Raw genomic sequence first — 19,895 nt, forward strand, 5'->3', positions numbered from 1 at the left:
CTTTTTCATCGAAATTCGAGCAATTTTCGCCAATCTGCCTTCGATTTAAATGGATTTGAGCTGTTTTCACGTGAGATTCTCCGATTCTCGGCTCGTTTTTGCCGAAATCGTCATAAAAAGCGGTCGCCATTAGCCAAGGTTCTGATAGGGTCTAGCCTATCATGAATGGGAGAAACTTCATGGGCGTGAAATACAATCCGAAGCGGGACAGACACATCGACGCAGCGAAGGCGGCGGCCATCAAACTGGGCACCGACGCGCTGGCGCCCGAGATCCTCTTCGGCGGGGCCAGCAACGACGACCTCGATCTTTATTCGGCGGACATGCTGGCACTGACGGCGGCCCATGCGAGAAGCGAACTCGCACGCTGGGACGGCGGCAAACCTCAAGTGTCGGTTGAAACCGTGGCCGGCGTTGCGCCTGGCGGCACCGAGGTTTCGATCATTGCCGTCACCGAACACAACATGCCGTTCCTCTTTGATTCGGTCATGGGCGAGGTGACGACCACGCACCGCGATATCCATCTCGCGATCCATCCCATTCTGGTCCAGGAACCGGGCAAGCCCGCCAAGCCGTTCGATCCGGACGAGCCGAGCGATCCGGCACACCGGATCAGCCACATCCAGATCCACCTGAGCAAGTTGACGCCGGTCGAGGCGCAATCGCTCAGCAACCGTATCCGCGATGTGCTCGAACAGGTTCATCAGGCCGTGCACGACTGGCCGGCGATGACGACGCTGCTCGATCACGCGATGAAGGAACTCGAGGACTACAACGCCTCGCGCAAGAAGAGCGACCGCGACGAAGCGCTGGCCTTCCTTCGCTGGCTCAGGGACAACAACTTCACCTTCCTCGGCATGCGCGAATACACCTATTCGGGCAAGGGCGGGAAGGCGACGGTCGAGCGCGGCAAGGGCAGGGGCCTCGGCATCCTTTCCAATCCCGATGTGCGCGTGCTGCGCCAGGGCAAGGACGCAGTTCTGACCACGCCGGAGATTCTGGCCTTCCTCGAAAGCCCGGATTTCCTGATCGTCACCAAGGCCAATGTGAAGTCGGTCGTGCACCGCCGCGCCTATATGGACTACATCGGCGTCAAGCGTTTCGATGCCGACGGCAATGTCGCCGGCGAGCTGCGCATCGTCGGCCTGTTCACCTCCTCGGCCTATACCCGTCAGGCCGCGGAAATCCCGCTGCTGCGCCACAAGATCGAGAAGATCGTCGATCATTTCGGCTACGATCCGCAGAGCCATTCCGGCAAGATGCTGGACAACACGCTCGAATCCTACCCGCGCGACGATCTCTTCCAGATCGACGTCGGCCTGCTCGCCGCCTTCTGCGAACAGATCAACGAGCTCGGCGACCGTCCGCGCATCCGCGTTCTGCCACGCATCGACCATTTCGACCGCTTCGTTTCGGTCATCGTCTTCGTACCGCGCGAGCAATATGATTCCGACGTTCGCGAGAAGATCGGGGACTATCTGAAGACGGCTTATGACGGTCGTGTTTCGGCCTACTACCCGGCCTTCCCCGAGGGCGGTCTGGCGCGCGTGCACTTCATCATCGGCCGGACCAGCGGCAAGACGCCGCGCATCCCCCAGGCCAAGCTCGAGGAGGCCGTGCGAGGCATCGTCACGCGCTGGATCGATCGCTTCGACCTGCTTGCCCGCAAGGATGGCATCGAGCTCAGCGTTGGCGAAGCCTACCAGGCGGCCTTTGCACCGGCCGAAGCCTATGCCGATCTCGCCGATATCGCCGCCTGCAAGGCGGAAGATCCGATCCGGATCTCGTTCTACCACTACAACCGCCCGGTCAATCGTCCTGATACGGCCGAGCTGAAGATCTTCCACGCCGGCGAACCCGTATCGCTTTCGCGCCGCGTGCCGCTGCTCGAAAATCTCGGCTTCCGGGTCATCAGCGAGCAGACCTACGACCTCAACGTCGGCAAGCATGGCGAGGACCAGCATCGCGTCGTGCTGCACGACATGGAGTTGATCCATCGCGACGGCCATGCGCTCAATCTCGACAAGTCGGGTGCGGCGCTCGAGGAAGCCTTCCTCGCCGCCTGGAACGGCACGATCGAGGATGATAACTTCAACAGGCTGATCCTGCTCGCCGGCTTGAACGCCCGCGAAGTGACGGTGCTGCGTGCCTATGCCCGCTACCTCCGCCAGGCCGGCATCACCTATTCGCAGGGCTATATCGCCGACACGCTGAACAAATATCCGGCGATTGCCGCCGATATCTTCAAGCTGTTCGTCACCCGCATGGACCCGGCGATCGAGGAGAAGCCGCGTGCCAAGAAGTGCAACGCCCTGATCGCATCGATCGAGACCGCACTGTCGGCGGTACCGAGCCTCGACGAGGACCGGATCCTGCGCCGCTACGTCAACGCCATCGAGGCGACGCTCCGCACCAATTACTTCCAGAAGGATGCCGACGGAAAGCCGCGTGCGGTCCTTGCCGTCAAGCTCGATCCCAAGCAGCTCGAAGGCTTGCCCGAGCCGCGTCCGTTCCGCGAAATCTTCGTCTACGGCACCGAAGTCGAAGGCGTGCATCTGCGTTTCGGCAAGGTCGCCCGTGGCGGTCTTCGCTGGTCCGACCGCGCACAGGACTACCGCACCGAAGTACTGGGCCTGGTGAAGGCACAGCAGGTCAAGAACGCCGTCATCGTGCCCGTTGGCGCCAAGGGTGGCTTCTACCCGAAGCAGCTGCCGGTTGGCGGCAACCGCGACGAGGTGTTCAAGGCCGGAACCGAAGCCTACAAGACCTTCATCCGCACGATGCTGTCGGTCACCGACAACATTGTCGGCCAGGATGTCGTGCCGCCGGCCGACACGCTGCGCCGCGACGGTGACGATCCCTACTTCGTCGTTGCCGCCGACAAGGGCACGGCGACCTTCTCGGACACGGCCAACGGCCTGGCCCAGGAAGCAGGCTTCTGGCTCGATGACGCGTTCGCCTCAGGCGGATCGGCCGGCTACGACCACAAGAAGATGGGCATCACCGCCCGTGGCGCCTGGGAGACCGCCAAGCGGCACTTCCGCGAGATGGACATCGACATCCAGACCACTCCCTTCACCGTCGCCGGCGTCGGCGACATGTCGGGCGACGTCTTCGGCAACGGCATGCTGCTTTCGGAAAAGATCCGTCTGCTCGCGGCCTTCGACCATCGCGACATCTTCATCGATCCGAATCCGGATACGGATGTTTCCTTCGCCGAACGCAAGCGCATGTTCGCCCTGCCACGTTCGAGCTGGCAGGACTATGATCGCAAGACGCTCTCCGAAGGCGGGATGATCATTTCCCGCGCCGAAAAGTCGGTGACGCTGACACCGGAAGCCATGGCGGCGATCTGCATCGACAAGCAGAAGGCCACGCCGTTCGAGATCATGAACGCGATCCTGAAGAGCCAGGTCGATCTTCTCTGGTTCGGCGGCATCGGCACCTATGTGCGCGGCAGCAACGAGACGGATGCCGAGGTTGGCGACCGCGCCAACGACGCGATCCGTGTGGTCGCCGAAGAGGTCCGCGCCCGTGTCATCGGCGAGGGCGCAAACCTCGGCGTGACCCAGAAGGGCCGTATCGGCTTCGGCCTCAATGGCGGTCGCTGCAACTCCGACGCCATCGACAACTCGGCGGGCGTCAACTCGTCCGACGTCGAGGTCAACATCAAGATCGCGCTGGCCTCGGCGATGCGCGACGGTCGCCTGACCCGGCCGAAGCGCAACACGCTGCTGGCGTCGATGACCGAGGAAGTCGGCCATCTCGTACTGCGCAACAACTACGAGCAGTCGCTGGCAATCTCGCTCACCGAACTGCAGGGTACCGGAAACCGCACGACGCTCGGCCGCCTGATGACGCGACTCGAAGCCGACGGCCACCTCAACCGCAAGGTTGAGACGCTGCCGACCGACCAGGTCATGACCGAGCGCTATCAGGCCGGCAAGCCGCTGACACGCGCGGAGATCGGCGTCCTCCTGTCCTACTCGAAGCTGGTGCTGTTCGACGAGCTGATCGCCAGCGAGCTTCCCGACGACCCGTATTTCACGGCGACCCTGGAACGCTACTTCCCCGGCAAGATGCGCAAGACTTATGCCGGCGACATCCACGGCCACCGGCTGCGCCGCGAGATCATCGCGACGGTGCTGGCCAACGAAACCATCAATCGCGGCGGCCCCGCTTTCGTCTCGACCTTGACGGATGCCACCGGCTTCCTCTCGGCAGACGTCGTCAAGGCGGCTGTTTTGGCACTCGATGGCTTCGACCTGCCGCGGATCTATGACGAGATCGATGCCCTGGACAATCGCATCAGCGGCGCCCTCCAGAATGCGCTCTACCAGGAAGTCGGGCGCATCTTCACGCTCGTGACGGAGCGGGCCCTGCGCACCCATGCGGCAACGGGTTCGGTTTCGGAAGCCGTGACGCGCCTGCGCGACGGGCTGCAGAAGCTGCGCAGCACCATGCGCACCGCGATTTCAGGCGAAACCGCCGACGAAGCTCGGGTAAAGACCGCAGCCTTCGTCGAGGGCGGCGTGCCGGAGAAACTGGCGGATGAGATCCTGGAACTGGCGCTGATGACCCTCGTGCCCGAAATCATGCAGATATCAGCTGAAACCGGCGAGACGCTGAGCCGCACGGCACAGGGTTATTTTGCCGTCACCGAAACGCTGCGGATCAACCGCCTGCTGGCGGCAGCCGACCGCGTACCGGCAACCGAGCAGTTCGAGGCAATGGCGCTGTCGCGCGCGATCTCGGACATTGCCGGCGCCAGACGCGACATCACCGCAGCGGCGCTGCGCGAGCAGAAGAGCGAGCGCAATCCCGTCCAGGCCTGGCAGGAAAACGACCGCGAACGCGTTTCACGCGCGGGCGGCCAGCTGACGCTCCTGACTGAGAAGGGCGAGACCACGCTTGCCAAGATCACGGTTGCCGCGGGTCTGCTCAACGACCTTGCACGCGGCAGGGTGAAATGACACAGTCCGCCCCGGACTACAGCGCCGGGCGTCTTATTAGACGCGCAAAGGTCGCTGTAGCAGTTTGAATTGCTGCATGGTTTAATCCTTAAATCGAATAGGATTTAAGGAAACATGCAGTAGCGCAAGATCGGGCCGGGGATGCTCCGTCAACCCGGTCTCGATGAGCGAGATATGACGATCTTTCTGCGCCGCGCGTTCATTAGAACGCACGGCGCAGTCATTTCCGGGAGGGGTAATTGGCGATTTCGGCGGACAGGGCTGCAGACAAGCCGGGAACGACCCGTCTCGGCATTGCCGGATGGATGCTGTTCGACTGGGCGGCCCAACCGTTCTTCACGGTGATCACCACCTTCATCTTCGGCCCCTACTTCGTTTCCCGGCTGACTGAGGATCATGCTATCGGCCAGGCGATGTGGGGCTATACGCTCACCATTTCCGGCATCATCATCGCCATTCTCTCCCCGGTTCTCGGCTCGATCGCCGACGCCACCGGACCGCGCAAGCCGTGGATCGGCTTTTTCGCCATCATCAAGATCGTATCGCTGGCGATGCTCTGGTTTGCCGCCCCCGGCTCACCGATCATCTACGCCGTCATCTTCATGGTGCTGGCCACCGTCGCTGCCGAATTCTCGATCGTGTTCAATGATTCGATGATGACGCGACTTGTGGACGAGAAGGACATCGGCCGCATTTCCAACATCGCCTGGGGCCTCGGCTATCTCGGCGGGATGATCGTGCTCATCGCTGTCGTGGCGCTTCTTGCCGGAAATCCGGAAACCGGCAAGACCGCTCTCGGCATCGATCCGCTGTTTGGGCTCGATCCGGCAAAGGGCGAGGACGCGCGCATCACCGGGCCGATATCGGCGCTCTGGTACCTCGTGTTCATCATTCCGATGTTCCTGTTCACGCCGGATGCGACCAAGGCGACCATGTCGCTTGCAGGGGCGACCCGAACGGGACTGCGCGAACTGAAAGGCACACTCGGCGAACTCAGGCAAAGGCGCGGCATCCTGCGCTTCCTCATCGCCCGCATGATCTTTCAGGATGGGGTCAATGGCCTGCTGGCACTGGGCGGCACCTTCGCCGCCGCCATGTTCGCCTGGCAAACCATGGAACTCGGCATCTATGGCATCATCCTCAACGTCGTTGCCATCGGTGGCTGCCTCTATGCAAGCAAGCTCGATGCCCGGCTCGGTTCAAAGACCATCGTGATCGCCAGCCTGGTCTGCCTGATCATTGCCACGCTTGGCATCGTCTCGACAGGACCGGGCTTCACCTTCTTCGGTCTGCTTCCCCTGCCGACGGACGATTCGGGCGGCATCTTCGGCACTGCAGCCGAGAAGGCCTATATCGTCTACGGCCTGCTCGTCGGTATCGCCTTCGGGCCGGTTCAGGCGTCGTCGCGCTCCTATCTGGCGCGCAGCGTCAGCCTGGACGAAGCAGGGCGCTACTTTGGTCTCTATGCACTTTCCGGCCGTGCGACGTCGTTTCTTGCGCCCGCGTCGGTCGCCACGATCACGCTCATGACCGGCTCCGCCCGCATCGGCATGATGGCGCTCGTCGTCTTCCTCGTCCTCGGTTTTCTGATCCTGCTGCGCACGCCTTATCCGGCGAATGCCGGACATACGAAAGCCGCCGCGTCCTGGGGACGCGACGGCTCTGAGGAATAAAACTCGGACTTTACTACAGCGCCGTGCGTCTTATTAACGCGCAAAGGTCGCTGTAGCACTTTGAATTGCTGCATGTTTTTATCCTTAAATCGAATAGGATTTATGGAAACATGCAGTAGCAACTGAAAATGCAACCGATCCGGTTTAGTGGCGGAAGTGGCGCATACCGGTGAAGACCATCGCAACGCCATGCTCGTCGGCCGCGGCAATCACTTCCTCGTCGCGCATCGAACCACCGGGCTGGATCACCGCCGTGGCACCGGCAGCGATCGCCGACAGCAAGCCATCGGCAAACGGCAGGAAAGCCTCGGAGGCGACGGCCGAGCCGCGCGTCAACGGCGTTGCGAGGCCGAGCGCCTTGGCGGCTTCTTCGGCCTTGATCGCGGCGATGCGGGCCGAATCGACCCGGCTCATCTGCCCGGCGCCGATGCCTGCGGTCTGGCCATCCTTGGCATAGACGACGGCGTTCGACTTGACGTGTTTTGCCACCTTGAAGGCAAACTTCATGTCTTCCAGTTCCTGCGCCGTCGGTGCACGCTTGGTCACCACCTTCAGCTCCAGGTCTTCGACCATGCCGTTGTCGCGGGTCTGGACGAGAAGGCCGCCGGATACGGTCTTGGCGGAAAGGCCGGGGATGCGCGGATCCGGCAGGGCGCCCGTGGTCAAGAGCCGCAGGTTCGGCTTGCGGGCGATGACGGCCTTGGCCTCATCGCTGACCTCAGGCGCGATGATCACTTCGGTAAAGAGCTTGACGATCGCTTCGGCCGTTTCCGCATCGAGCATCTGGTTGAGCGCGATGATGCCGCCAAAAGCTGAGGTGGAATCGCAGGCAAGCGCGCGTCGATAAGCTTCGACCAGCGTCGGGGCCGTGGCCACGCCGCAAGGATTGGCATGCTTGATGATCGCCACGGCCGGGGCTTTTTCCGGCAGGAACTCGGCGACGAGTTCGAAGGCGGCATCGGTGTCGTTGATGTTGTTGTAGGAAAGCTGCTTGCCCTGCAGCAGCTTAGCTGTGGCAACGCCCGGACGGTTCTCGCCGGTGACGTAGAAGCCCGCCTTCTGGTGCGGATTCTCACCGTAGCGCATCTCCTCCTTCAAGACGCCGCCGAGAACGCGGTGGCGCGGCATCGGCGTGTCGAGCGCCTCGGCAAACCAGTTGGAAATGGCTGCGTCATAGGCGGCCGTGCGGGCATAGGCCTTGGCCGCCATCTTCTGGCGGAAGGCATAGGTCGTCGCGCCTGCTGCAAGTTCTTCGAGCAGGACCGGATAGTCGGCCGGATCGGTGACAATTGTGACATAGGCGTGGTTCTTGGCGGATGCGCGGATCATCGCCGGGCCGCCGATATCGATGTTCTCGACCGTCGTCGGATAATCGCCGCCCTGCGCGCGAACCTCCTCGAAGGGATAGAGATTGATCACCGCCAGATCGATCGCGGTGATGCCATGTGCCGACATCGCCGCCTGATGCTCGGCATCGTCGCGGATTGCCAGCAGGCCGCCATGCACGCCCGGGTGAAGGGTTTTGACCCGGCCATCCATAACCTCGGGAAAGCCGGTGAGTTCGGCGACGTCGCTGACTGGCAACCCCGCCTGCGACAGTGCCTTGTGGGTGCCGCCGGTCGAAACCAGACGTACGCCTTTTTCATGCAGCGCACGGGCAAGCTCGACGACACCGGTCTTGTCGGACACGGAAAGAAGAGCGGTCCGGACTGGAACCTCGTTCGGGGCGGGAATTTTCTTGGAGGCGACAGCCATCAACCATGCTCCTTTGGCGGCGCCGGACGCCCGGGAGGATGCTCCGGCGATTGGGATGGCTGCCCGTTAGCATAGCTTGCCGGCCGAAGAAACCTCGGCAGGCCAACATCCTAAAATAAGGGGCGCAGTTGGCCTCAGTTCGTGCGCGAGAAGGTCCATTGGATCTCCGGCTGCCTGGCAACGGCGAAGGTCACCGTCAGCTGCGACGAGGCGCGAATGCCCGAGGGATCGGCAAAGAAGATGTCTTCCTCGACCGCCAGCTCGCCGTCCTGGCAGGCAAACAGCCAGATTTCACCATCGGGCGCGGTCAGATAGATCTCGCGGCCGTTGTTCTGGCGAATAGTGACGGCCGGGTGGATATGGAAGCGGGCGACTGCCACGGCCAGGTTCGTTTCATCAGGATCGCTGCCGTCGGCGCGCGAAAGCCGGTCACGCCCACGGATCATCCGGCCGCCGTTCAGCACGCCGATGTCGCGCTCGTGCAGGATCCCAAAGGACGAGAGATAACCGTCATGGTTTGCCATGACGGATTCCTGGCGGCCCGGTTCGTCCTTGCGCTCGACGACGACGCGCGAGACGCCGCTGGTGATGATCGGGCCCAGAAACCGTGACTGCGAGAAGCGTGAGGAGGACGTGTCGTTGACGGTCACGGTGGAGTGGGCGGCGGTCATCCGTGCCATCTGGCGGAATCGTTCGCCGGCAAATTTCGGCGCGCCCGAATTGATCACGAAACGCGTCTTGCCCGAGGACATTTCGAACGAGAGGCAGCCGGCATGGGCGCTACGCGACAGGTCGACTGAAAGCGGCCGGCCGGTATCGACGATGACCACGGTGTTTTCGATCGACAGGCGCTCGTAATGCGCGAGAGGCAGCGAGCGGAATGGCTCGCCGGCGGTTTCATCATAGCGCAGCACCGAGGCAAGCTCATGCGCCAGCACCGAGGTCGCGCCGTTGAAAAGCGCCAGTTCGCCGCCCTGGTGGCGGAAGAAGCGCAGTGCCGGATACATACGATCGATGCAAGGGATCAGGCGCGACGGCACGTCATGCCCCAGATTGACATAGGTCTGGCGCAGCGGCAGCAGGTCGAGCAGCAACTCAAGCCCGGCCCGCGGGCTGCGCGAAAAGTGGCTGCCGTCGGCGAGAATCTGCCGATCAAGCTCGAAATCGAGATGGCGCGACGCCTTGCGGATCGCCGACGGCGTCGACGGCATCGAAACCGATGCCATGGCAAGCGCCATCCGCACACGCAGGCGAGCCTCGCCATCCCTGACCGTTTCGGCAATGTGACGGAGATAACGAACCTGGAAGGCCAGGCTTTTCAGGAAGCGGCGATAAAAGCCGTGCTCGGCATTGCGCAGGACCACCGGCGAATGCGAGAGCCATGCGATGATGCGCTGGGCGATGACGTCGGCATCCCAGGCAATGCCTCCGAAATTGCGGCCGTGGGTGGCAATCCAGTCGTCAACGATCTGCCGCAGGCGCACGAAGCCGGCATCCTCGCGGATCGCCCGCAGATGCCTGAGCCAGCCGAACGAATGCAGGCGGGTGGCAAATTCCAGCGACGGCAGGTCGATCTCGAAGGGCGATTCGCCCTCGGTGTCGAGCACCCGCCCAGCCAGCGGAAAGCGACCCTCGAGGATCTCCTCGGCAACGAAGGGATCGACGGCTCTGAGGTCCGTCGGCGCAACGATCAGGCGGCCGGGCGTCGATCCGGTAAAGCGCAGCGACGAGACGCGGCCGACCGAAAGTCGCCGCGACACGCGGCGCCAACCTTCGCGCGCATACAGATAAGAAAGCCTTCGCCTGCCGGAAAACACCATCAACGCCCGTCGATTTCCTTAATCCTGAAGCAAGCCGTTCGAGACGAACGAACGGCTGCATCGGCTTCGCGCCAGTATCACTCGCGCAGGGTTGCCCGAAAATCCCTATTCGATCTCCGGTACGCACGATGCGCCGTTTCAAAATGTCAGAGCGTTCTTCTCTGTCCGAAAGGACGCGCGGCGCTCCGCGTGAACTCTGGATGGTGCCGGAAAGATCATTAAACTTTTATCAATTTTATCGTCTTTGATAGGCTCATGGCCTTAAAGCGTCAAATGACGCGCCAAAACAGCCCGTGGCCGAGCCTTTCCGAAGAACGAATCGACTTTTCCAGACTTATTTGCGGCGAATCACGGCGGCGTAGAATCCGTCGAGTCCACCGGCAAAGGGTGGATCGAGCGGGAACATCGATGGCGTGGTGCGCACTTCGCCGAGCGGGGTGATCGCATCTTCAAGGCCCTGCCAATTCTCAGCCAGAACCGGCACCCGCTCATAATCATCGCCGGCTGCGACCACCCGGTCGACCACTTCCTCGCCTTCGCGTGGGTCAAGCGAGCAATTGGAGAACACGACGATGCCGCCCGGCTTGACCACCGTCAGCGCGTGGCGCAGCAGGCGCTCCTGAAGCAGCGCAAGCTTCTCGATGTCCTCCGGACCCTTGGTCCAAAGCACATCCGGGTGACGGCGGGTCGTTCCGGTCGACGAACAGGGGGCATCGAGCAAGGCGGCATCGAAAAGTTCGTCCGGCCGAAAGTCGGCCATGTTGGTCTCTTTCATCTGCGCTTCCAGGCCCAATCGCTCGAGATTGCCCTTCAGACGCCTCAGCCGGCTCGACGACTGATCAAGCGCCGTCACCTCGGCACCGGCGAGGATAAGCTGCGCCGTCTTACCACCGGGTGCCGCGCAGAGATCGACGACGGTCTTCCCGGCAATCGACCCGAAAAGACGGGCAGGGATGGATGCGGCCGCATCCTGAACCCACCACTCGCCATCGGAGAATCCGGCTAAGGAGGGGATAGAGCCCGAGAATTCTGCAAGGCGGACTGAGCCTGTCGGCAGCACCGTACCGCCGAGCCGCTCGGCCCAGGCATCCGGATCCGACTTGACAGTCAGATCGATCGCCGCTGGGGTCAGTTGCGCTTCGGCGATGAGATCGGCCTGTTCGCGTCCATAACGCTCGACCAGCCTGTCGAAGAACCAGTCCGGCATCGCAGGAACGGTTCGCAGATTTTCCAGGATCGTGTCCTTCTCGCGCGACAGGCGGCGAAGGATGGCATTGACCAGATTGGCAAACCGGCGGTTTCGCGGATCGGCCTGCGCCTGCTCGACGGCAAGATCGACGGCGGAATGATCAGGAACGTCGAGATAGAGGATCTGCGCGGCAGCCACTGCGAGCACATGGTCGAGAGCGCGCGCGCCTTCCGGAAGCGGCGTCTGCAGCATCGAGCCGATTGCCGCCTGGATGCGCGGCAGATGACGCAATGCCGAATTGAGAATGGCGCGCACCAGCGCCCGGTCGGCCTCGCTCAGTTCGCGGTAGGCCGGATTTCCGTGCTCATGATCGAGCATGCCATCGAGCGAGGTCTTGCGATCGACGACCGCCCCGAGAATCTTGGCCGCTGCCTGTCGCGTGCGCAGTCCGGGCTTCTCCGGACCGCGCTGCTCTTGCGCAGGCCTCTTCGACTTTGCCGGCTCCTTGCGCGAGCGGTTTTGTTTCGGACGTGAATCGTTGTTGTTTTCGGCAGACATCAGGACCAGGGACCTTTCGGCGGTTCGGAACCACCGCGACCCCAACCGGTAGAGGGAACAGAGCGCGATTTGCGCACCGGATTATCAGCCCGAACCGGCGGCGTCGACCCCATGGACATCTCCTGCGCCATCTGTTGCAGGGCCGCAATCCGGTTTTCAGTGTTCGGATGGGTCGAAAACAGGTTGTCCATGCGCTCGCCTGAGAGCGGATTGATGATGAACATATGCGCGGTTGCCGGGTTGCGCTCGGCATCGTCATTGTGAATCCGATGGGCAGCACCAGCGATCTTCTGCAGCGCCGAGGCGAGAGCCAGGGGCTTGCCACAGATTTCGGCGCCACGGCGATCGGCGGAATATTCCCGGGTACGGCTGATCGCCATCTGCACCAGCATGGCCGCCATCGGCGCGACGATCATTGCAATCAGCACCCCGACAAAACCGAGCGGGTTGTTGTTGTTTTCGCGATTGCCGCCAAACAGGAAGGCGAAGTTGCCCAGCATCGAAATGGCGCCGGCAAGCGTGGCTGTCAGCGTCATTGTCAGGGTATCGCGGTTCTGGACGTGCGCCAGTTCATGCGCCATGACGCCGGCGACCTCGTCGTAGGAGAGCGCGTTGAGCAGTCCGGTCGAGGCGGCAACGGCGGCGTTCTGCGGGTTGCGTCCGGTTGCAAAGGCGTTCGGCTGCGGGTTGTCGATGACATAGACCCGCGGCATCGGCAGGCCGGCATTCTCAGCGAGATCGCGCACGATGCCGTAATATTCCGGGGCGCTGCGTTCATCGACCTCCTGCGCACGGTACATGCGCAGCACCATGCGGTCGGAATACCAGTACGAGAAGAAATTCATACCGGCGGCGATGACGAACGCAATCATCATGCCGCCACGTCCACCAATGGCGAAGCCAACCGCCATGAACAGGGCGGTCATCACTGCAAGCAGCATGGCGGTGCGAACGAGGTTCATGAAGAGGCTCCGGGTCGTCGACGTTTCACGTGAATCAGGGTTTCCGTTCGGACAACGGCGCCTTATATGATGGGTGCAAATGCCCCGTTCTTCAATACAGATGCACGAATCCGGATACTGGCGAGATGCAGAACGACAACGACAATGCCCCCGACCGCCCGAAAAAGCCGCTGCCTGCCGCGGCCATGCGCGCGCTGAAGGAAGCGGAGGAGCGTCGGCAGGCTGAAGCGGAGAAGGTTATGCCGACAGAAATCGGCGGCCGCGGCGGCGCCGACCCGGCACGCTTCGGCGACTGGGAAATCAAGGGTAGGGCGATCGATTTCTGAGAATGCTCTCAGACGGGTTTGAAGCGAAGGAACATTTCCTTCTTTGGGATCGTCCGAAAACAACCGTGGGTCATATCGATCTCCTGCTGCCGCCCGGGAACTCCGCTTACCGTCAATCGGAATCCGGCTCACAAACGCCCGTCGATGACCCAGTCGTCTATTCAGTCCACCGCCTCGGTACGAAACATCATACAAAAAAGGGCGGCTCGAAGCCGCCCTTTTTACCGTGCGTTGCTGTTAAGCCTTGTTCTGCCGGTTGGCGATCAGGTCTTCCACAACAGCCGGATCGGCAAGCGTTGAGGTGTCACCAAGCGCACCGAAATCGTCTTCCGCGATCTTGCGCAGGATGCGGCGCATGATCTTGCCCGAGCGGGTCTTCGGCAGGCCGGGGGCAAACTGGATCTTGTCTGGCGTCGCGATCGGGCCGATTTCCGAGCGGACGTGCTTTACCAGCGCCTGACGCAGATCGTCATTGCCGACCTCACCCGCCATCAGCGAGACGTAGCAGTAGATGCCCTGTCCCTTGATCGGGTGCGGATAGCCGACGACGGCTGCCTCGGACACCAGATGGTGCGAGACAAGCGCCGATTCGACTTCGGCCGTGCCCAGCCGGTGTCCGGAGACGTTGAGCACGTCGTCGACGCGGCCGGTGATCCAATAGTAGCCATCCTCGTCGCGACGGCAGCCGTCACCCGTAAAATACTTGCCCTTGTAGGTGGCGAAGTAGGTCTGGCCGAAGCGTGCATGATCGCCATAGATCGTGCGCATCTGGCCGGGCCAGCTGTCGGTGATGCAGAGGTTGCCGTCGGCAGGTCCTTCGAGCACGTTGCCTTCGTTGTCGACCAGCTGCGGCTGGACGCCGAAGAAGGGCCGCGTCGCCGATCCGGGCTTGAGATCGGTCGCGCCCGGCAGCGGCGTGATCAGGATGCCGCCGGTTTCCGTCTGCCACCAGGTGTCGACGATCGGCGATTTCTGATCGCCAACGACGTTGTAGTACCATTCCCAGGCTTCCGGGTTGATCGGTTCGCCGACCGAACCGAGCAGGCGCAGCGACGAGCGCGAGGCGCGCTTGACGAAATCGTCGCCGGCGCCCATCAGCGAGCGGATTGCCGTCGGCGCGGTGTAGAAGACGTTGACCTTGTGCTTGTCGATGACTTCCCAGAAGCGGCCTGCGTCGGGGAAGTTCGGAACGCCCTCGAACATCACGGTGGTCGCCGCGTTGGCGAGCGGTCCGTAGACGATGTAGGAATGGCCGGTCACCCAGCCGACATCCGCCGTGCACCAATAGATATCGCCGTCGCGATAGTCGAACACGTATTCATGGGTCATCGAGGCATAGACGAGGTAGCCGCCGGTGGTGTGCAGCACGCCCTTCGGCTTGCCGGTCGAGCCCGAGGTGTAGAGGATGAACAACGGGTCTTCCGCCTTCATCTTCGCCGGCTCGCAATGCGGCTTCACGGTCGCAGTTTCCTGGTGGTACCAGAGGTCGCGGCCCGGCGCCCAGCCGATCTTGCCGCCGGTGCGGCGCACGACCAGCACCTTGTTGACGATCACGTGCTGCTTGGCGGCGATGTCGATCGCGGTGTCGGTATTTTCCTTCAGCGGCACCGGCTTGCCACCGCGCACGCCCTCGTCACAGGTGATGACGAAGGTGGATTCGCAGTCGACGATGCGGCCGGCGAGCGCGTCCGGCGAGAAGCCGCCGAACACGACCGAATGAATGGCGCCGATGCGCGCGCAGGCAAGCATCGCGTAGGATGCTTCCGGGATCATCGGCATGTAGATGGTGACGCGGTCGCCCTTCTTGACGCCATGCTTCTTCAGGACGTTGGCAAGCCGACAAACCTGCTCGTAGAGCTGGTTGTAGGTGATCTTCTTGTCGATATAGGGGTTGTCGCCTTCCCAGATGATCGCCGTCTTTTCGCCGTGCGTCTTCAGGTGGCGGTCGATGCAATTGTAGGAGACGTTGGTGAGGCCGTCCTCGTACCACTTGATCGAGACCTTGCCCTTGAAAGAGGTGTTCTTGACCTTGGTATAGGGCTTGAACCAGTCGATCCGTTTGCCGTGTTTGCCCCAGAACTTGGCCGGGTCCTCGACACTTTCCTCATACCACTTCAGATAGGTCGCGTTATCGAGCAGCGTCCGGCTCTTGGCAGACTTCAACACCGGATAGATCTTGGCGGACATTCGTTCCTCCCTGCGCATTCCTGTCTGAGGTCCCTCCCGGGGACCCCGCCTCGGCGACGAGTCATAGCAGGTCAAAGCCGCGCCGCAATTAGACAAAAGGACATTTGGAACTGGAGAATTGCAATTTTGAGACAACGACGCTATAGAGGCGCTCAATTCCCGGAAATCAGTGGTAGACTCCACGGCCCGCGACACCGGCGCGGCGGACAAAAGGACTATATCCATGGCTCAGCAACTGCTTATGCCCAAGGCAACAGCCGTCTGGCTCGTCGACAATACGGCATTGTCGTTCGAACAGATTGCAACGTTTTGCAAGCTGCATCCGCTCGAAGTGAAGGCGATCGCAGACGGTGAATCGGCACAGGGCATCAAGGGTCTAGATCCAATCGCAACCGGACAGCTGTCGCGCGACGAGATCGCCCGCGCCGAGGCAAATCCGAACCACAAGCTCAAGCTTTCGGAGCCGAAAGTCCGTGTTCCCGACTCCAAGCGCAAGGGCCCGCGCTACACGCCGGTCTCCAAGCGCCAGGATCGCCCGAATGCCATTCTCTGGCTGGTTCGCAACCATCCCGAGCTGAAGGACGCGCAGATTTCCCGCCTCGTCGGCACCACGAAGTCGACGATCGAGCAGATTCGCGAGCGCACCCACTGGAACTCGACGAACCTGACGCCGATGGATCCGGTAACGCTTGGCCTGTGCTCGCAGATCGATCTCGACCTTGAAGTCGAACGCGCCGCCAAGGGCCGTCCGCTGCCGACAGCCGCCGAGCTCGGCGCGACGCTCGAAGCAGCCCAGGAAACAGAAAAGCTCAACTTCAGCTACGAGCGCGAAGAAGAGAAGGAAATCGATGCGGATGCCGTCTTCGCCAAGCTCAAGTCGCTGAAGTCGGATCGCAAGGACGAGGACGAAGACGATCAATATTGATCGACTTGTCATGACCTGACGAAAGCCCGGATCGCTCGATCCGGGCTTTTTTGTTTGCCAGATTCAGTAGGCCGAACCGGACTGGTCCTTCAGATTGTGGCGCTCGGTCCCCTTGAGCGGTGGATTGAAGACACTGACGAGGATGAGATCCTCATTTTTTCCTCCCCGCAGGAAATGTTTGTCGTGCTGATCGAGCACGTAGATGTCGCCCTGACGAATCGGAAAGACATTGCCCTGCATATCCTCCACCTCGCCCTGGCCGGCGATGCAGTAGCAAGCCTCAAGATGGTTGCGGTACTCCAGCAATGAGACCGTATTGGCGCGAACGACGGTGTGGCAAACGGTAAAACCCATGCCATCTTTTTCCGTCAGCAGTCGGTGGCTGGTGCCGCTCCCCCATTCGACGAAATGATCGGTGGCCTCGATATCCTGCAGGCTGCGCACGAACATGTGCTATATCCTCCTATGAGAAATTCTTACATGACGAAGACCGGAATGCGTTCTCGTGATGTTGAAATCCTTATCCCACGGGACTTTTCGATAGAAAAACAACGATTTCTCAAGAGGTGGTTGAGGAGAATTTGCAGATGCTTCCGCCACTCGGCATGCTTCGCGCATTCGAGGCCGCCGCCCGGCTCGCCAGCTTTTCACGTGCCGCGGACGAGCTGCATGTCACACACGCTGCAGTTAGCCATCAGATAAGGCTGCTCGAGGAATGGTTCGGCCGGCCGTTGTTCCGGCGGGAAAAGCGCGGCGTCGGTCTCCTTCCTGACGCCGAGCGGTTGGCCGACGCCTTGACATCGTGTTTTGCGCGCATCGCGATCGAAACAGAAATGCTGCGCGCCAACGCCAAATCATCGATCACCGTCGCTTGCATCCCATCGATCGCCACGCGCTGGCTGATACCGGCGCTCAGCGATTTCCTCGAACGGCACCCGGACGTCGATGTAAAGGTAATCTACGCGATGGCCGAGCAGAGGCTGCGGGAGACGGGTTGCGACGTGCTCATCACGCTCGGTGCGGACCTATCCGTCGGGACGCAATGCGACCGGCTGTTTTCGCGTGCGAACCGCCCGGTCGCCAGCCCTCGTTACATCGAGCGCAAAGGCGCGCTCGACACACCAGAGGCAATCACCACCGCCGACCTGCTTCACGACGAGACGATCGCGCGGTGGCAAGAATGGTTTGCGACAGCCGGCCTGCCCATGGCTCGACCGCCGCGCCGCGGTCCGGTTTTCCAGGATTTCAACCTGCTGGCGACGGCCGTGATCGCCGGCCATGGCGTGGCGCTCTGCCCGGTCGAAGTCTTTCGCCGCGAGATCGAGCACGGCGATCTCATCGTCCTCTCGCCGATCGCCACACTTGAAGACGAGAGTTACTACCTCATCACCAAGAACCTGCGCAGCAAACCGGTGGCGGCCTTCAGCACGTGGTTCAGTTCCGTCGTTCGAATCTGAGGCATGCTCCTGCATGTTTCCTTAAATCCTATTCGATTTAAGGATAAAAACATGCAGCCATTCAAAGTGCTACAGCGACCTTTGCGCGTCTAATAAGACGCGCGGCGCTGTAGAATGCACGATCAGATGCCGATACCCTTGGAATGAAGCACCGCGGCAATCTCATCGAGGATCGCTGGGTCGTCGATTGTCGCCGGCATTTTCCACGGTTGGCGATCGGCGATCTTCTGGATCGTCGCGCGCAGGATCTTGCCGGATCGGGTTTTCGGCAGCCGCTTGACGCACATCGCCACGCGGAAGGCGGCCACCGGCCCGATGCGATCACGCACGAGGCTGATGACCTCCCGTTCGATCTCGGATGTTTCACGGGAAACATTCGAGTTGATGACCAGAAAGCCGGCGGGGATCTGACCCTTCAGCGCGTCGGCGATGCCGATGACGGCACATTCCGCCACATCCGGATGGCTGGCGCACACTTCCTCCATGGCGCCCGTCGACAACCGGTGACCGGCGACATTGATGATGTCGTCGGTGCGCGCCATGATGAAGACATAGCCGTCATCGTCGAGGTAGCCGGCATCGGCCGTCTTGTAGTAGCCGGGAAACTCCTCGAGATAGGCCGCGCGAAACCGATGGTCGGCATTCCAGAGTGTCGGCAGACACCCTGGAGGCAAAGGCAGTTTGACCACGACGTTGCCCAGCGTGCCCGCTTCGACCGGATGACCGGCGTCGTCGAGGATCTGGACATCGTAGCCGGGTAACGGAACAGCCGGTGATCCGTATTTGACAGGCAGGAGTCCGAGTCCGAGCGGATTGCCGGCAACAGGCCAGCCCGTTTCCGTCTGCCACCAATGGTCGATGATCGGCACACCGAGCGCCCTTTCCGCCCAGCAGATCGTGTCGGGGTCGGCCCGTTCACCGGCCAGAAACAACGCACGAAACCGAGAAAGATCATGGTTCGTCACCAGCGACGCATCCGGATCCTCCTTGCGAATGGCGCGCAGCGCCGTCGGAGCGGTGAACATGACGGCCACGCCGTGTTCCGCGATAATCCGCCAGTAGGTTCCGGGATCCGGCGTGCCGACGGGCTTGCCTTCGAACAGGATCGAGGTGTTGCCGTTGAGAAGCGGCCCATAGACGATGAACGAATGCCCGACGACCCAGCCGATGTCGGACGCCGCCCAGAAGACCTCACCGGGCTGAACGCCGAAGAAATTCTGCATCGACCATTTGAGCGCAACCATGTGGCCGCCATTGTCGCGCACCACGCCCTTCGGCTGGCCTGTGGTGCCGGAGGTATAGAGCACGTAAAGCGGATCGGTGGACGCCACCGGCGTGCAACCGGCCTCGTCGCCCGCATCCTTTGCCGCCGCAAGCGCTGTGGCATAGTCGATATCGCGCACCGGCGTCATATCCGCCTGCAGCATCTCGCGCTGATAGACAAGGCAATGCGCCGGTTTGTGTTCGGCGATCGTCAGCGCCGCATCGAGCAGCGGCTTGTAGGCGACCGTGCGACCGGGCTCGATGCCGCAGCTGGCCGACACGATGAGCTTGGCCCGGCAATCGTCGATGCGAACGGCGAGTTCGTTGGCGGCGAAGCCGCCAAACACCACCGAATGCACCGCGCCGATGCGCGCGGCGGCAAGCATCGCCACCGCCGCCTGCGGGATCATCGGCATATAGATGATGATGCGATCGCCTTTGTCGACGCCGAGCTTGCGGTAGACGGCGGCCAGCGCCTTGACGTCGTCGAGCAACGCTCCATAGGAGATGCGCTCGATGCTAGACGTGACCGGGCTGTCGTAGATGAAGGCGATCTGCTCGCCACGACCGGCTTCGACATGCCGGTCCAGGCAATTGTAGCAGCTGTTGGTCAGCCCGCCGGGAAACCAGTGGCCATAAATGCCCCCTTCAGCCTCGAAGGCGCGCTCCGGCCTCTCGAACCAGTCGATCGCCTCTGCCGCCTCAGACCAGAACCCCTCCGGATCCGTCTTCCACGCGCCGTACACTTCGGAATAGCGGCTCGCCATATCCGTTCTCCTCCCAATGCATGCCGGGCGATGCCCGGCC

At 61.8% G+C, this 19,895-nt stretch carries 12 protein-coding genes; 5 read left to right on the forward strand and 7 right to left on the reverse strand.

From position 1 onward, the window contains the following. The first annotated feature begins 179 nt into the window (after positions 1-179). Positions 180-4,973 carry an NAD-glutamate dehydrogenase gene (locus tag J3R84_RS17615; RefSeq protein WP_025425280.1) on the forward strand — a complete coding sequence of 1,598 codons (4,794 nt, stop codon included), beginning with the start codon at positions 180-182 and terminating at the stop codon, positions 4,971-4,973. 239 nt (positions 4,974-5,212) lie between these two features. Continuing rightward, positions 5,213-6,646, forward strand: coding sequence for an MFS transporter (locus tag J3R84_RS17620; protein ID WP_025425281.1), 1,434 nt, complete (start codon positions 5,213-5,215; stop codon positions 6,644-6,646). Between the two features lie 144 nt (positions 6,647-6,790). Here J3R84_RS17620 and purH read toward each other — a convergent pair whose 3' ends face one another. From purH to htpX, 4 genes are all read right to left on the reverse strand, one after another. Next, positions 6,791-8,401 carry a bifunctional phosphoribosylaminoimidazolecarboxamide formyltransferase/IMP cyclohydrolase gene (gene purH / locus J3R84_RS17625; protein ID WP_025425282.1) on the reverse strand — a complete coding sequence of 537 codons (1,611 nt, stop codon included), beginning with the start codon at positions 8,399-8,401 and terminating at the stop codon, positions 6,791-6,793. 134 nt (positions 8,402-8,535) lie between these two features. Next, the gene (locus J3R84_RS17630; protein WP_203529741.1) at positions 8,536-10,221 is read right to left on the reverse strand and encodes a heparinase II/III family protein; all 1,686 of its coding nucleotides are present in this window, start codon (positions 10,219-10,221) and stop codon (positions 8,536-8,538) included. A 334-nt stretch (positions 10,222-10,555) separates the two neighbouring features. Beyond that, positions 10,556-11,968, reverse strand: coding sequence for an RsmB/NOP family class I SAM-dependent RNA methyltransferase (locus J3R84_RS17635; protein ID WP_025425284.1), 1,413 nt, complete (start codon positions 11,966-11,968; stop codon positions 10,556-10,558). Continuing rightward, the gene (htpX, locus tag J3R84_RS17640) at positions 11,968-12,930 is read right to left on the reverse strand and encodes a zinc metalloprotease HtpX (RefSeq protein ID WP_025425285.1); all 963 of its coding nucleotides are present in this window, start codon (positions 12,928-12,930) and stop codon (positions 11,968-11,970) included. Before htpX ends, J3R84_RS17635 begins: the two co-directional genes overlap by 1 nt. Before the next feature lie 125 nt (positions 12,931-13,055). On the opposite strand from htpX, the gene J3R84_RS17645 reads away from it, so the two are divergent. After that, on the forward strand, positions 13,056-13,256 hold the full coding sequence (locus tag J3R84_RS17645; RefSeq protein ID WP_038575773.1) for a DUF1674 domain-containing protein: 201 nt from the start codon (positions 13,056-13,058) through the stop codon (positions 13,254-13,256). Between the two features lie 237 nt (positions 13,257-13,493). Here J3R84_RS17645 and acs read toward each other — a convergent pair whose 3' ends face one another. Continuing rightward, positions 13,494-15,443 (reverse strand): acetate--CoA ligase, encoded by a 1,950-nt coding sequence (gene acs / locus J3R84_RS17650; RefSeq protein WP_025425286.1) that lies wholly within the window; start codon positions 15,441-15,443, stop codon positions 13,494-13,496. A 223-nt stretch (positions 15,444-15,666) separates the two neighbouring features. Here acs and J3R84_RS17655 point away from each other — a divergent pair, with 223 nt between their 5' ends. Next, complete coding sequence (locus tag J3R84_RS17655; protein ID WP_025425287.1) at positions 15,667-16,368, forward strand: DUF1013 domain-containing protein; 702 nt, start codon at positions 15,667-15,669, stop codon at positions 16,366-16,368. A gap of 63 nt (positions 16,369-16,431) precedes the next feature. On the opposite strand, the gene J3R84_RS17660 is transcribed toward J3R84_RS17655, so the two are convergent. After that, positions 16,432-16,818 (reverse strand): ectoine synthase, encoded by a 387-nt coding sequence (locus tag J3R84_RS17660; protein ID WP_025425288.1) that lies wholly within the window; start codon positions 16,816-16,818, stop codon positions 16,432-16,434. A 137-nt stretch (positions 16,819-16,955) separates the two neighbouring features. Between J3R84_RS17660 and J3R84_RS17665 the strand changes: the two genes are divergently transcribed. Next, complete coding sequence (locus J3R84_RS17665; protein WP_025425289.1) at positions 16,956-17,825, forward strand: LysR substrate-binding domain-containing protein; 870 nt, start codon at positions 16,956-16,958, stop codon at positions 17,823-17,825. A gap of 122 nt (positions 17,826-17,947) precedes the next feature. On the opposite strand, the gene J3R84_RS17670 is transcribed toward J3R84_RS17665, so the two are convergent. Beyond that, entirely contained in the window at positions 17,948-19,855 is a 1,908-nt protein-coding gene (locus tag J3R84_RS17670) for an AMP-binding protein (RefSeq protein WP_025425290.1), read from the reverse strand. Between the last annotated feature and the right edge of the window lie 40 nt (positions 19,856-19,895).

The sequence above is a fragment of the Ensifer canadensis genome (assembly GCF_017488845.2).
GTDB lineage: Bacteria > Pseudomonadota > Alphaproteobacteria > Rhizobiales > Rhizobiaceae > Ensifer > Ensifer canadensis.

What these genes read in the sequence shown, in the direction of transcription:
- purH (WP_025425282.1), bottom strand. Translation starts at nt 8,401, where the DNA reads ATGGCTGTCGCCTCCAAGAAAATTCCCGCCCCGAACGAGGTTCCAGTC.
- J3R84_RS17665 (WP_025425289.1), top strand. Translation starts at nt 16,956, where the DNA reads ATGCTTCCGCCACTCGGCATGCTTCGCGCATTCGAGGCCGCCGCCCGG.
- J3R84_RS17630 (WP_203529741.1), bottom strand. Translation starts at nt 10,221, where the DNA reads ATGGTGTTTTCCGGCAGGCGAAGGCTTTCTTATCTGTATGCGCGCGAA.
- htpX (WP_025425285.1), bottom strand. Translation starts at nt 12,930, where the DNA reads ATGAACCTCGTTCGCACCGCCATGCTGCTTGCAGTGATGACCGCCCTG.
- J3R84_RS17655 (WP_025425287.1), top strand. Translation starts at nt 15,667, where the DNA reads ATGGCTCAGCAACTGCTTATGCCCAAGGCAACAGCCGTCTGGCTCGTC.
- J3R84_RS17615 (WP_025425280.1), top strand. Translation starts at nt 180, where the DNA reads ATGGGCGTGAAATACAATCCGAAGCGGGACAGACACATCGACGCAGCG.
- J3R84_RS17645 (WP_038575773.1), top strand. Translation starts at nt 13,056, where the DNA reads ATGCAGAACGACAACGACAATGCCCCCGACCGCCCGAAAAAGCCGCTG.
- J3R84_RS17635 (WP_025425284.1), bottom strand. Translation starts at nt 11,968, where the DNA reads ATGTCTGCCGAAAACAACAACGATTCACGTCCGAAACAAAACCGCTCG.
- acs (WP_025425286.1), bottom strand. Translation starts at nt 15,443, where the DNA reads ATGTCCGCCAAGATCTATCCGGTGTTGAAGTCTGCCAAGAGCCGGACG.
- J3R84_RS17670 (WP_025425290.1), bottom strand. Translation starts at nt 19,855, where the DNA reads ATGGCGAGCCGCTATTCCGAAGTGTACGGCGCGTGGAAGACGGATCCG.
- J3R84_RS17660 (WP_025425288.1), bottom strand. Translation starts at nt 16,818, where the DNA reads ATGTTCGTGCGCAGCCTGCAGGATATCGAGGCCACCGATCATTTCGTC.